The organism is Mycobacterium sp., assembly GCF_019243155.1.
Taxonomy (GTDB): Bacteria; Actinomycetota; Actinomycetes; order Mycobacteriales; family Mycobacteriaceae; genus Mycobacterium.
In genome coordinates this window covers 1-12,441 of sequence record NZ_JAFAUS010000274.1, presented here as the reverse complement: position 1 = coordinate 12,441, position 12,441 = coordinate 1, and the positions used below count along the sequence as shown (strand labels likewise).

Here is a 12,441-nt window from a genome sequence, read left to right as displayed (position 1 = left end):
TGCACGGCGCGCCAGTTCACCTCGATGACCCGCCCGCGCACCGTCCCCGTGTCCAGCCATTCGTCGATCTTGAAGGGCTGCTCGAACAGCATGAACAAGCCCGAGACGATCTGGCCGACGGAGTTCTGCAGCATCAGGCCGATCACGACGGACGTGACGCCCAGCGCGGTGAAAAGGCCGCCGATCCGGACGCCCCAGATGTAGGACATCATGATCGCGAGGCCGACGCCGATCACACCCAAGCGCGCGACATCGAGGAAGATGGCGGGAAGCCTTTTGCGCCAGCTCTTTTCGGGTGCGCTCTGAAACATGGTCGCGTTGAGGCCGGACAGCAGCAGCACCAGTACCAGCAGGCCGAATACCGTGGTCAGTACCCGTACCGGGATATCGCTGGCCGGGACCTGAGAGGCCCCTACGAGCAGCAACAACAGCGCACCCAGCGGGAGCAGATAGTTGCGCAGCAGGTTGACCTGCCGGGCCAGGTGGCTGTTCCTGCGACGTAGCGCGTCGTGCAGCTCGGTGAGAAGGATCATCGCGATCGGCAATCCGATCGCGACGCCGGCCGCCCAGTAGAACCACGGAAACTGGAATACGCGCACTATCGCTCCAACAATCGGTAGATCGCCTGATCGGTACCGCCGACCGAAATGGTGCCGGCGGCAGTGAACTGCCGCACGTCGCGCATCGCCTCGTATACCTGCGAGCTGACGTAAATGCCCGGCTGCGGTGCGCCACTGTGCATTTGATAGGCCAGACTGACCGCGCCACCCCACATGTCGTAGACGAGGCCGGAGCGGCCCACCAATCCGCTCACCACGTTGCCGGTGTTGACCCCCACCCGCAGGCCCAGGTGATGACCGGTCTGGCTGTTGAACCGGTCGATGATGCGGCCGATTTCGAGCGCGAAGTCGACGCTGCGGTGAGTGCTGTCCAGTCGCGGTGTGACCACGCCACAGCTGGCGAGGTAGCCGTTGTGGAATGTGCGAATCCGTTCCACGCCCAAGGATTCGGCGGCCGAATCGAACTGCCGGAACAATTCGTCGACGGTCGAGACCAATTCGTCCTCCGGTACCTCATTGGAGATGTCGTCGAGGCCGACGATATCGGCATAGATGATGGCGACGTCCCGGTGCTTCTGGGCGATGTTCTCCTCGCCATCGCGATAACGCTGCAGAACCGACTCTGGCATCAGCGACAGCAACAGCCGGTCGTTTTCCCGGCGCTGCTCGTTGAGCAGCTCCTCCTTGATCGCGAGGTTGCGGCTCATTTCATTGAAAGCGGCTGTCAGGTCACCGATTTCATCGCGCGCGGTGACTGGAATGTTGATGTCGTAGTCGCCGGAGCTGATCTTGCGGGTGCCCTCCTCGAGGCGCCGAACAGGTCGCACCGCCGTCTGGGCGACGAGCAGCGAGGCCACGCAGATGGCGAAAACCAATGCGGTGACAGCGATCACGAGGGTTTTGACGAATCGACCCAGTCGGGCAAAGGCGTCGGAGTTGTCGCGCGTCGCGAGGATCGACCAATGCAGGTCGGAATGCGGAATTTTCAGCGGGGCGTACGCCTCCAGTTCCTGGTTGCCCTCGTAATCGGTGGCACTGATTACCCCGGTTTCACCCCGTTGGGCGGCGAGCAGACCCGCGGTCGGAACCGGCTGCACAAGTGTGGTGCCACCCAACCGGATCGCCCGGTCCACGACGTCCGGCGGCGTGCCCGCGTCGATGGCCTGGCGTCGGTAGTCCTTGGGGTCCTCGATGAATTCCCTTGAATCAGATCGCATCAAATCGTCGGGGCCGGCCAGATACGTCTCGGTCGCGGGACCCATGCCGGCGGCATCCCAGTGCCTGTCGGCTGTCATGATCTTGTTGATCTTCGCGATCGGCACCGGCAGGGCCATGACCCCATTGATTTTGCCGTTCATGCCGACCGGCGACACCACCCACGCCGTGGGGGTATCGAGTTGCGGTTGATACGGCTGGAAGTCGGTGATCCAGTCGAAGTCGATGTCGTTGGAGGCCACCGCTTTCTGGTATGCGTCGCGCAGCTTCGATTCCCGATACGGGCCGGTGAGGATATTGGTCCCGAGGTCTGGGCCCTTCATCACGCTGTAGACGACATTGCCTTGCATGTCGAGCAGCAACGCGTCCCGAAAATCGAAACGGGTGGCGATACCCCGCATGTAAAAATCGAAGCGGGCGTTTGCCCCCGACCAAGGGCTGCCGTCACCGGCGTCCTCGACGGGCAGCGAGTCGGGAGTGGGCCTGGGGCCCGCGGTGTAGTACGCCTGAACGTATTTCTGTGCGTTGGAACTCGGGAAAACGGCCTTGATGTCGATGGTGTCCCCGGTGGCGCGTTTGATCGGTTTGATCATGTCGTTGTCGTAGTAGTTGACGAGCGCTTGTTCTTGAGCGGGGGTGATCGTCGAGTTGGCCAATTGGGCGAAGTCATTGGTGAGGGCGGTGGTCGCCTCGTTGATGCTGAACCCGCCGCTCCACACGATCAGCGAACTCGACACTTCCCGAAACAGCGCCTCGACCGCCCGCTTCTGGGACTCGCGCAGCTCGATCAGCCGCTCGGACTCGACCTCCCGCAACGCGCTACGACCGGACAAGGCGCCGATGAGACCGATCAATGCCACACCCAGGATGCTCGATATCAGCATCGTGAGGAGGATCTTCGACTGGATACCGAACCGGAATCGGTTCCGCAGCAGGGGCTGACGGGTGCGCTGAGCAGCCCTGGAGACCGGGGTGGATTCTGGGCTATTTTCGGAGTCGGGTTCGGCGTCGGTTAGCTCGCTGGTGGTCAATCGCCTACCCCTTTTTCGGACTCAGCACCGCTAACGCAGCAGACTATCGCGCGGACATCAAGAAATTGGCGTTTGCGCAAAGCGATTTGGCTTCAATATGGGTTGCGCCCTCGCGTGGCTGGTGACCTTGGCGCGACTAACGTCGGCGTGATGGCAGAGGTCTGTGTAGTGGGTAGCGTGAACCTCGATTTGTCGTTGAGCGTGGAAGCCCTGCCACGGCCGGGCGAAACGGTGTTGGCGTCGTCGTTGACGTCCGCCCCCGGCGGCAAGGGTGGCAACCAGGCCGTCGCCGCCGCGCGCGCGGGCGCGCGGGTGCAGTTCGTCGGAGCGGTCGGCGATGACGCTGCCGCCGGGCAGTTGCGGGCCCACCTGGAATCCAACGGCGTCCGCCTCGACGGAACCGTCGAAACGCCCGGGCCCAGCGGAACGGCGGTCGTGGTGGTCGACGGCAACGCCGAGAACACCATCGTGGTCGCGCCGGGCGCCAACGAGCGCCTCACGGTGGCCGACCCCGCCGTGCGCAAGGTGATTGCCGATTGCGATCTGTTGTTGACCCAGTTGGAGATTCCGGTGCAGACCGCGACGGCCGCTGCCCAACAGGCACGCTCGGGCGGGGCGGTCGTCGTCGTCAACGCGTCGCCGGCCGGCCAGGACCCGAGCTCCCTGCGCGAATTGGCCGCGGCGGCCGACGTGGTAATCACCAACGAAGAGGAGGCGAGCGAATGGCCTTGGCGTCCACCGCATCTGGTGGTCACCCTGGGTGCGCGCGGCGCCCGGTACGTGGGCGCTGACGGGGAGTACACCGTGTCCTCCCCCACGGTCACGCCGGTGGACACCACCGGAGCCGGCGACGTGTTCGCCGGTGTGCTGGCCGCGAACTGGCCGTCCAACCCGGGTTCGCCGGAGCAGCGGCGGCGCGCGTTGCAACGCGCATGCGCGGCCGGTGCGCTGGCCACATTGGTTCCCGGCGCGGGTGATTGCGCACCGGATGCCGAGGCGATCGACTCCGCGCTTCGAGAAGAGGGCTAGCGGGTTTGCCTGTCGACGTCGTGGGCGATTCGCAGGCCGTCGCCGGTCTCCATCTCATCGGCGCTCTGGGTGAGCAACACCCGGCTGCGGTTCGGTGACATGAGAACAGACAGGTGATGATGCGGCGTCTCCCCCGCGAACGCCAGACGGTTGACGCGGAGCAGCGCGGAGCCAATCGCCGTGTCAAGCAGATGGGCGTTGCGCGGTCCGGCGATTTCGGCCGTGATCTCGTGCCGCACGCGATCGACCTCGACCCCGGCATCCGACAGCAGGTCGTAGAGCGGCGCGCGTCGCAACGCGGACTCCGTTAACACGTCGGCCAATACGGGCGGTAGCCAGACGTCGGTCACCATCAGCGGCTCACCGGTGCGGCGTTGCCGCCGCACCCGGACAATGTGCAGCAGTTCCCCAGACGTCTCGAGCAACTCGGCGATGGCGCGCGGGGGATTGCGCACACCGCGCTCGACGACTTCGACCTCGGTTTCGAACTGCGTCTGCCGCAGACCCTGCATGTAGGAGCGGCCTGCCGAGACTTCCGCCGGCCCGTGCTGGCGCACAAAGGAACCGACGCCGTGCTTGCGCTCGATGTAACCCTGCTCGGCCAGGTCCGCCAGCGCGCGGCGCACCGTGATGCGCGAAACCCCGAACTGTTCGCACAGGGTCTGCTCGGTGGGCAGCGGGTCCCCGGGGGCGATGACGCCGCGGTCGATCTCGTCATGCAAAACCAAGAACAGCTGCCGGTGCAATGGCACCCCGGCGGCGGCCGACACCGGCCCGCCCTTATCGCCGTTCACAGCCACGCTGGTCAATGTTTCCACACGGCCTCCCTTGCGCAGTCCACCCAGGTTGTTATATGTATATAACAACCCCGCAAGCAATGGGAGATGCAATGACCGCCCTTTCGCAGCAAGCAGCCACCGACCCGGCCGGACCGACCGGCCGACTGGCAGGCTGGGTCGCCGACCTCGCGCTCGACGACATACCGCCGGAGGTCGTCGAACGCGCAAAACACCTCCTCCTCGACGGCATCGGCTGCGCACTGGTCGGGGCTCAGCTGCCGTGGTCACGAGTCGCAACCAATGCCGTTCTCGGCCTGGAGAGCCCCGGCGACACCGTGGTCATCGGAACCGGCCGCACGACCAGCGCGCCCGCGGCCGCGATACTCAACGGCACCTACATCCAGGGCTTCGAACTCGACGACTTCCATCCCCTGGCCCCGCTGCACAGCTGCTCGCTGCTCATTCCGGCCCTGCTGTCGACGGCCTCGACGCAACCGCAGCCCTCGACCGGGGCCGATCTCCTACTCGCGGCGATAGCCGGCTTTGAAGTCGGTCCGCGAGTCGGCTACACGCTGCACGGCACCGAGATGCTCGACCGCGGCTGGCACTCGGGACCCGTCTTCGGCACCCATTCGGCGGCGATGGCGTCCGGCAAACTGCGTGGACTGGCGCCGGCGCAACTGGAGGACGCCCTCGGCTTGGCCGGCACTCAGTCCTGTGGCCTGATGGCCGCGCAGTACGAGGCCATGAGCAAACGCATGCACCACGGCCTGGCGGCGCGCAACGGCTTCTACGCGGCCGGGCTGGCTGCGGCCGGCTACACCGGCATCAAGCGGGTATTCGAACGCGAATACGGCGGCTTCCTCAGCGTTTTCGGCGAGGGCCACAATCCGGACGCCACGCTATTGACCGGGCAACTCGGCGAGCGGTGGGAGACGACCATCATCATGGTCAAGTCCTACGCCGCAATGGGCGGCTTGCAGGGAGCGATCGACGCGGCCCGAAAGTTGCGCAATTCGGTTGCACCGGAGGAAATCTCGAAGATCGATATCACCGTCGGCGAGACGATCTACCGGCACGGCTGGTGGCTGCCGGAGCGGCCGCTCACCCCGATCGGCGCCCAGATGAACATCGGCTACGCGACCGCCGCCGCGTTGCTCGACGGCAACGTGCTGCCCGAACAGTTCACCCCCGATCGCCTTGACTCCGACGACATCTGGTCGCTCATCGGCGCCACGACGGTGCACCTCGACGAATCCCTGGCGCAGGCCGACATCACCGAGAAATTCCGCACCGATGTCGCGGTGACCACCCGAGACGGTGCCGTGCACCGATCGAGGGTCCCGGTGCCGCACGGCGCGCCCACCGACCCCGTCACCAACGACGAACTCGTCGCGAAGTTTCACGCGCTGGCCGACCGGGTCACCAGTCGGGGGCGCGCCGAGGCCATCGAGCGGGCCGTCGTCGACATCGACCGGTTCGATGACGTAGCCGGATTGATCGATCTGCTCGCCGCGCCCGTCGCGGGAGCGCTGGACTGAAAGGACAGACATGACCACCACACCGGCCCGGCGGCGGCTCAAGGAGCGGCTGAACAAACGTGAACTCATTATCGCCCCAGGTGTTTTCGACGGCATATCGGCGCAACTGACCAAACGTACCGGTCACGTGGCCGCCTACATGACCGGCGCGGGCGTTGCCGCCTCGGGATTCGGATTGCCCGACATCGGCCTGGTCACGGCGACCGAGATGGCCGGCCGCGTCGCGATGATCGCTGACGTCCTGGGCGACATTCCGCTGATCGCCGACGCGGACACCGGGTACGGCGCACCGATGAACGTGGTGCGCACCGTGCGGTCCTACGATGCCGCCGGCGTGGCTGCGATTCAGTTGGAAGACCAGGTGTTTCCGAAGCGCTGCGGCCATCTGCCGGACAAGCAGGTCGTCGACGCGGCGGTATTCGAACAGACGCTGGCCGCCGCGCTGGATGCCAGATCCGACGAGGGGCTGCTGATCGTCGCCCGCACCGACGCACGCGCCCCGCTGGGATTGGACGCCGCGATCGAGCGGGCCAACCGATACGCGCAAGCCGGTGCGGACATCATCTTCGTGGAGGCGCCGCAGGACCTCGGCGAAATCGAGCGTATCGCAAGCGAAGTGGACGCCCCGCTGCTGATCAACCTGGTGCAAGGCGGCATGACGCCGCTGCAGTCCGCGGCGCAACTGCAGGAGCTGGGCTACGCCATCGCGATCCACCCGAGCAATCTGCTGATCCAGGCGACGTTCGGCGTGCTGCAAAGCCTGTGCGAACTCAACGGCACCGACATCACTCCCCATCTGCCCACCAAACCCGCCGACTTCTTCAACATGGTCGGGATGGCCGAGTGGCTGGAGCTCGACACCCGCTACGCCCGAAAGGACCCGTCATGGGCATGACGATCATCGAGAAGATCTTTGCGCGCAAGGCGGGTCTGGACTCGGTGTCACCGGGTGACACCGTCGTGGTCGACGTCGATATGACCGTGCTGATCGACCTGCAGTTCGCCACCATGTGGATACAGCCCAACCGCATCCACGACCCGGACAAGCTGGCTGTCGTGATGGACCACGCCGTACCCGCGCCGACCATCAAAGATGCCGCCGGCGGCCCGCACGCCCGAAAGTTCGTCGCCGACTTCGGCATCGAGCGGTTCTACGACGTTGGCCGCCATGGCATCTGCCACCAGGTCATCGCCGAGAACGGACTGGCTAGACCGGGAGAGATATTGGCCTGCACCGACTCTCACACCTGTGCCGCGGGCGCGTACAACACCGCGGCGCGAGGGCTGGGACCGGCCGAGATCTACTCGATCATGTGCACCGGGAAGACGTGGTTTCAGGTAGCGCCGACCATCCGCTACGAGCTCGACGGCGTCAAGCCGCCGACCGTGAGCGGCAAGGACATCTTCCTGCACATCGCCGACAAGTACGGCGACGCAGCCAATCTGAATCTCGAATTCGGCAGCGCCGGGCTGGCCGGCATCCCGATGCACGACCGTCGCACCATCGCGACGCAGTGCGCCGAGATCTCTGCCGACTTCGGCACCTTCGAGCCCGACGATGTGTTGACGTCGTTTCTGGGCGACCGCGGTGTCACCGGATACCACGCCGCCGCAGCGGATTCCGACGCCGTATATCAGGACGTTCGCCGGATCGACCTTGCGGCCCTGGAACCGTATGTGGCGCGGCCGGGAACGGTGAGCCGCAACGGGCTTCCCGTCTCGCGGCTGGACCGGCAGAAGGTGGACCAGGCATTCATCGGGTCCTGTGCTAACGGCCAGCTCGAGGACCTCGAAATCGCCGCCGAGGTGGTGCGCGGCAAGTCCGTAGCCCCGGGCGTGCGGCTGTTGGTGACGCCCGCCTCGCAGGCGGTGTACCGGGATGCCATGCGGTTGGGCTACTTACAGGACCTGGCCGACGCCGGCGCGGTCATCACGAACTCCACGTGTGGCGCGTGCTTCGGCTACCACATGGGTGTGCTCGGCCCCGGCGAGGTCTGCATCACGTCGAGCACCCGGAACTTCACCGGCCGCATGGGCAGCACCGAGGCGCAGATCTTCATGGCCTCACCGGCGACGGTCGCCGCCTCCGCGATCGCCGGATACATCACCGATCCAAGGAGCGTGACGGCATGACGGTCGCTTTTAGCGGCAAAGTATGGGTGTTCGGCGACAACCTGAACACCGACGCGATGTACCCTGCGTTCGCGATGAAGATGGATCCGCCGGAGGCTGCCAAGCACATCTTCTACGAGGTCCGGCCCGGCTGGACCGATCAGGTGTCGCGGGGTGACATCGTGTTGGCCGGCAAGAACTTTGGGCTCGGATCGTCACGACCGGTCGCGTCATTGTTCACCGAACTCGGCGTTGCCGGGCTGGTCGCCGAGGAATTCAACTCGCTGTTCTTCCGCAACGCCGTCAACGCCGGCCTGCCGGCGATGACGGTGCCCGATGCCACGACCGTTTTCAGCGAGGGTGACACCGGGACATTCGACCTGACCGCCGGCACGTGGCGAAACGACAGCACCGGGGAGTCCGGCACGGTTTCCACACTGCCCGACCTGCTACTCGACATCATCGAAAGCGGGGGCGTCATGCCGAGGCTGGCGGAACAGGGTTATCTGCCCGCCGAACTGGGCGACCTGCTGCGCTCCAGTGCGGTGGCGATGCGCGGCGCAGGGAGCGGCGCGTAATGGCGTTCTTGGGCAAGCTTTTGCGACGCGTCCGGGCCGGCGCGCAGCGCAGCCCGCTGAACGACAGCGGCTTTGCCGCGCCGCAGTCCATCGCCGTGACCAGCACTGCCTTCACCGACGGCGGCGCGATGCCCAAGTCGAGCGCGGGAAAGGGCTCGCGAAAAGGGTCAGGCGACAACATCTCCCCGGCACTGCAGTGGGACGGGCTGCCGCCGACGACCCGGCAGGTGGTGCTCATCATCGACGACATCGATGTTCCGCTGCCCCGCCCGCTGCTGCACACCGTCGTCGTGATCGAACCGACCGTCCCGGGCATCACCGCCGGCTCGCTGCAACCTGGCACGGCCGGGCTCCGATTCATCCCAGCGGATCTGGGTCACCGCGGTTATGCCGGGCCGCGACCGATTGTCGGACACGGGCCGCACCACTATCGCTTTCACGTGTTCGCGCTCGACCATCCGATTGCCGACGGCGTCACTTCGGCGAAGGCCCTGCTGACCGCCATGCGCGGGCACGTAACGGCCCGGGGCATGTTGACCGGTGTCTACGAACGGCGGGGCTAGTCAACCCCTTTGACCTGCGGTTGGCAGTGGTTGGCAGTGGTTGGCGTCGATCTGGCAGCGCCTTTCGAGCACCGTCGAAGCCACGACGAGTCAACACGAAAGGAACACCATGTCTGCTACCACGATCGGCCGCACCCGAGCCCGCGACGGACTACTTCGGATGGCGATGCGCGCCGACGCCGCCATCAGCGGCATCGTCGGCCTGGCCGGCCTTCCGCTGGCCGGCTGGCTGTCCGAACACTCGGGCACCACGAAGGCATTCGAATACGGGATGGCCGTCTTTCTGGTCGCCTATGGCGTGCTGGTGTTCGGGCTGGCCACGCTGCCGTCAATACGCCGCGCCGGCATGGCCGTCGTGATCGGCAACCTGCTTTTCACGGTGGCCGCCGTCATCCTCGTGCTCGCGGACGTGTTTCCGTTGACCGCGTTCGGAGTGACGGCCACGTTGGCGTCCGGCGTCTACACCTTGCTGTTCGCCGAGCTGCAATACCAAGGCTGGCGCCGCGCAAAGGCGTAACCGGCGTTCGCCCGAGCCCGCCCAGTGATAGGGGGCGGGCTCGACCGCGCGCTATTCTTCGGGCACCTCGCGTTCGACCTCTTCCAGCCAGATTCGCGCGGACATGTCGGACGGGGCGCGCCAATCCCCTCGCGGCGACAATGCGCCGCCGTGCGACACCTTGGGTCCGTTCGGCAATGCCGAGCGCTTGAATTGGCTGAACGAGTAGAAGCGCTGCACGAAGATCTGCAGCCAGTGCCGAATCTCTTTGAGTGAGTACGACGGCCGCTTGTCGTCGGGAAATCCGGGCGGCCAGTTGCCCTGCCGGGCATCGCTCCACGCGTGCCAGGCGAGGAAGGCGATCTTCGACGGCCGGAATCCGTAGCGCAACACGTGAAAGAGAGAGAAGTCCTGCAAAGCGAACGGTCCGACTTTGGCCTCGCTGCTCTGCAGTTCCTCTTCTTCGCCACTCGGAATGAGTTCGGGCGTGATCTCGGTGTCGAGAACCGACTGCAGCACCTCGTGCACCTCTGACTCGAACTGCCCCGACGAGATGACCCAGCGAATCAGGTGCTGGATAAGCGTTTTCGGCACGCCCGCGTTGACGTTATAGTGCGACATCTGGTCGCCGACCCCGTATGTCGACCAGCCCAGTCCGAGCTCGGAAAGGTCACCCGTGCCCAGCACGATGCCGCCGCGCTGGTTGGCCAGCCGGAAGAGGTAGTCGGTGCGCAGGCCGGCTTGGACGTTCTCGAAAGTGACGTCATAGACCTTCTCGCCGCGCCCGAACGGATGATCGATCTCCTTGAGCATCAACTGCGCCGTCTCGGTGATGTTGATCTCGGCGAAGGTGACGCCCAGCGCGCGGCACAGCTCGATGGCGTTGCGCTTGGTCCGATCCCCGGTCGCAAAGCCGGGCAGCGTGAACGCGAGAATGTCACTGCGCGGCCGTTCTTCGCGGTCCATCGCGCGCGCGGCGACGATCAACGCATGCGTCGAGTCCAACCCGCCGGAAACCCCGATGACCACCTTGGGGTAATGCAGTGCGCGCAACCGCTGTTCGAGTCCGGCAACCTGGATGTTGTAGGCCTCATAGCAATCCTGTTGCAGCCGTTGCGGATCGGCGGGAACGAACGGGAAGCGCTCGATGGAGCGCATTAGCCCGATGTCGCCCGACGGCGGGTCCAGCCGAAACTCGATGCGCCGAAACGAGTCCGCGAGCTCGCGGTGGTGGCGCCGGTTGTCGTCGAATGTTCCCATTCGCAACCGTTCCGAGCGCAACAGCTCGGTGTCGGCGTCGGCGACGCACCGTCGCTCGCCTTTGGGGAAGCGCTCGGATTCCGCGAGCAGCTCGCCGTTCTCCCAGATCATCGTCTGGCCGTCCCACGCCAGGTCGGTCGTCGACTCGCCCTTGCCCGCGGCGGCGTAGACGTAGGCGGCCAGGCACCGCGCCGATGCCGAGCGGGCCAACAGCTTTCGGTCCTCCGCGCGGCCGATCGTGATCGGGCTGCCGGACAGGTTGGCCAGCACGGTCGCCCCCGCGAGCGCCGCTTCCGCGCTCGGTGGAATCGGCACGAACATGTCCTCGCAGATTTCGACGTGCAGCACGAATCCGGGCAAGTCGGAAGCCGCGAACAACAAGTCGGGACCGAATGGGACCTCGATATCACAGATGCGGATGGTGCCGCGCTCGTCGTCTCCGGGTGCGATCTGGCGGCGCTCGTAGAACTCCCGGTAGGTCGGCAGGTACGACTTGGGGGCCACGCCCAGCACCGCGCCGCGGTGGATGATTACAGCGGCGTTGTAGATGCGATGCCGATAGCGCAGCGGGGCCCCGACAACCAATATGGGCAACAGATCGGTCGAGGAGGCGACGATGTTCTCGATGGCTCGTTCGACATCGTCGAGCAACAAATCTTGCAGCACGATGTCCTCGATGGAATATCCACACAGCGTCAACTCCGGAAACACCGCGAGCGCGACGCCGTCGTCCTGACACTCGCGCGCCAAACGCAAGACTGCCTCGGCGTTGGCCGCCGGATCGCCGATCTCGACGTGGTGGGTGCACGCGGCTACGCGGACAAACCCCTGGCTGTAAGCGTTGTAAAAATCCATCGCCCTTCCATTGTCGCCTTAGCTGTGTCAACAAGTATTCGCCGGGTATCACCCCAGCGTGAGTGACACCGTCGTTTTGGTCATCGACATGATGAACAGTTATGAGCATCCCGACGCTGACACACTGATACCCAACGTCGGCAACATCATCGATCCACTGGCCGATCTGGTCCGGCGGGCACGCGAATCCAATGACGTGGACCTGGTGTACGTCAACGACAACTACGGCGATTTCACCGCACAGTTCTCCGACCTGGTGGATGCCGCGTGCAACGGCGCGCGGCCCGAGCTGGTAGACCCGATCGCGCCGGTACCGGGCAGCCGCACCATCACGAAAGTCCGCCACAGCGCGTTCTACTCGACACCGTTGGCGTATCTGCTCAACCGTCTCGGCACTCAGCGGGTGATCCTGACCGGACAGG

At 65.3% G+C, this 12,441-nt stretch carries 12 protein-coding genes; 8 read left to right on the top strand and 4 right to left on the bottom strand.

Annotation, left to right across the window (positions count from 1 at the left end; genetic code table 11):
- Both JOZ00_RS13575 and JOZ00_RS13570 read right to left on the bottom strand, forming a co-directional pair.
- On the bottom strand, positions 1 to 599 hold a 599-nt coding region (locus tag JOZ00_RS13575; RefSeq protein ID WP_293344474.1), incomplete at its 3' end, for a mechanosensitive ion channel domain-containing protein.
- A complete protein-coding gene (locus JOZ00_RS13570) occupies positions 599 to 2,806 on the bottom strand; it encodes an adenylate/guanylate cyclase domain-containing protein (protein WP_293344473.1) in 2,208 nt (735 codons plus the stop codon). The genes JOZ00_RS13575 and JOZ00_RS13570, both read right to left, overlap by 1 nt.
- Before the next feature lie 150 nt (positions 2,807 to 2,956).
- Between JOZ00_RS13570 and JOZ00_RS13565 the strand changes: the two genes are divergently transcribed.
- Positions 2,957 to 3,835, top strand: coding sequence for a ribokinase (locus JOZ00_RS13565; RefSeq protein ID WP_293344472.1), 879 nt, complete (start codon positions 2,957 to 2,959; stop codon positions 3,833 to 3,835).
- On the opposite strand, the gene JOZ00_RS13560 is transcribed toward JOZ00_RS13565, so the two are convergent.
- Entirely contained in the window at positions 3,832 to 4,635 is an 804-nt protein-coding gene (locus tag JOZ00_RS13560; protein WP_293344471.1) for a GntR family transcriptional regulator, read from the bottom strand. The two genes, JOZ00_RS13565 and JOZ00_RS13560, sit on opposite strands and share 4 nt — an antisense overlap.
- An 89-nt stretch (positions 4,636 to 4,724) precedes the next feature.
- On the opposite strand from JOZ00_RS13560, the gene JOZ00_RS13555 reads away from it, so the two are divergent.
- The 6 genes from JOZ00_RS13555 (at position 4,725) to JOZ00_RS13530 (ending at position 9,925) form a co-directional block, all read left to right on the top strand.
- On the top strand, positions 4,725 to 6,155 hold the full coding sequence (locus tag JOZ00_RS13555) for an MmgE/PrpD family protein (RefSeq protein ID WP_293344470.1): 1,431 nt from the start codon (positions 4,725 to 4,727) through the stop codon (positions 6,153 to 6,155).
- Positions 6,156 to 6,165: 10 nt separating this feature from the next.
- Entirely contained in the window at positions 6,166 to 7,050 is an 885-nt protein-coding gene (locus JOZ00_RS13550) for an isocitrate lyase/PEP mutase family protein (protein ID WP_293344469.1), read from the top strand.
- A complete protein-coding gene (locus JOZ00_RS13545) occupies positions 7,041 to 8,288 on the top strand; it encodes an aconitase/3-isopropylmalate dehydratase large subunit family protein (protein ID WP_293344468.1) in 1,248 nt (415 codons plus the stop codon). The genes JOZ00_RS13550 and JOZ00_RS13545 overlap by 10 nt, the downstream gene beginning before the upstream one ends.
- Positions 8,285 to 8,845, top strand: coding sequence for a 3-isopropylmalate dehydratase (locus JOZ00_RS13540; protein WP_293344467.1), 561 nt, complete (start codon positions 8,285 to 8,287; stop codon positions 8,843 to 8,845). The genes JOZ00_RS13545 and JOZ00_RS13540 overlap by 4 nt, the downstream gene beginning before the upstream one ends.
- Entirely contained in the window at positions 8,845 to 9,408 is a 564-nt protein-coding gene (locus JOZ00_RS13535; RefSeq protein WP_293344466.1) for a YbhB/YbcL family Raf kinase inhibitor-like protein, read from the top strand. Before JOZ00_RS13540 ends, JOZ00_RS13535 begins: the two co-directional genes overlap by 1 nt.
- A 109-nt stretch (positions 9,409 to 9,517) precedes the next feature.
- Positions 9,518 to 9,925, top strand: a complete 408-nt coding sequence (locus tag JOZ00_RS13530; protein WP_293344465.1) for a hypothetical protein — start codon at positions 9,518 to 9,520, stop codon at positions 9,923 to 9,925.
- Positions 9,926 to 9,976: 51 nt separating this feature from the next.
- Here JOZ00_RS13530 and JOZ00_RS13525 read toward each other — a convergent pair whose 3' ends face one another.
- The gene (locus tag JOZ00_RS13525) at positions 9,977 to 12,019 is read right to left on the bottom strand and encodes an NAD(+) synthase (RefSeq protein WP_293344464.1); all 2,043 of its coding nucleotides are present in this window, start codon (positions 12,017 to 12,019) and stop codon (positions 9,977 to 9,979) included.
- 58 nt (positions 12,020 to 12,077) lie between these two features.
- Here JOZ00_RS13525 and JOZ00_RS13520 point away from each other — a divergent pair.
- A partial coding sequence (locus tag JOZ00_RS13520) for an isochorismatase family protein (protein WP_293344463.1) occupies positions 12,078 to 12,441 on the top strand: 364 nt, incomplete at its 3' end.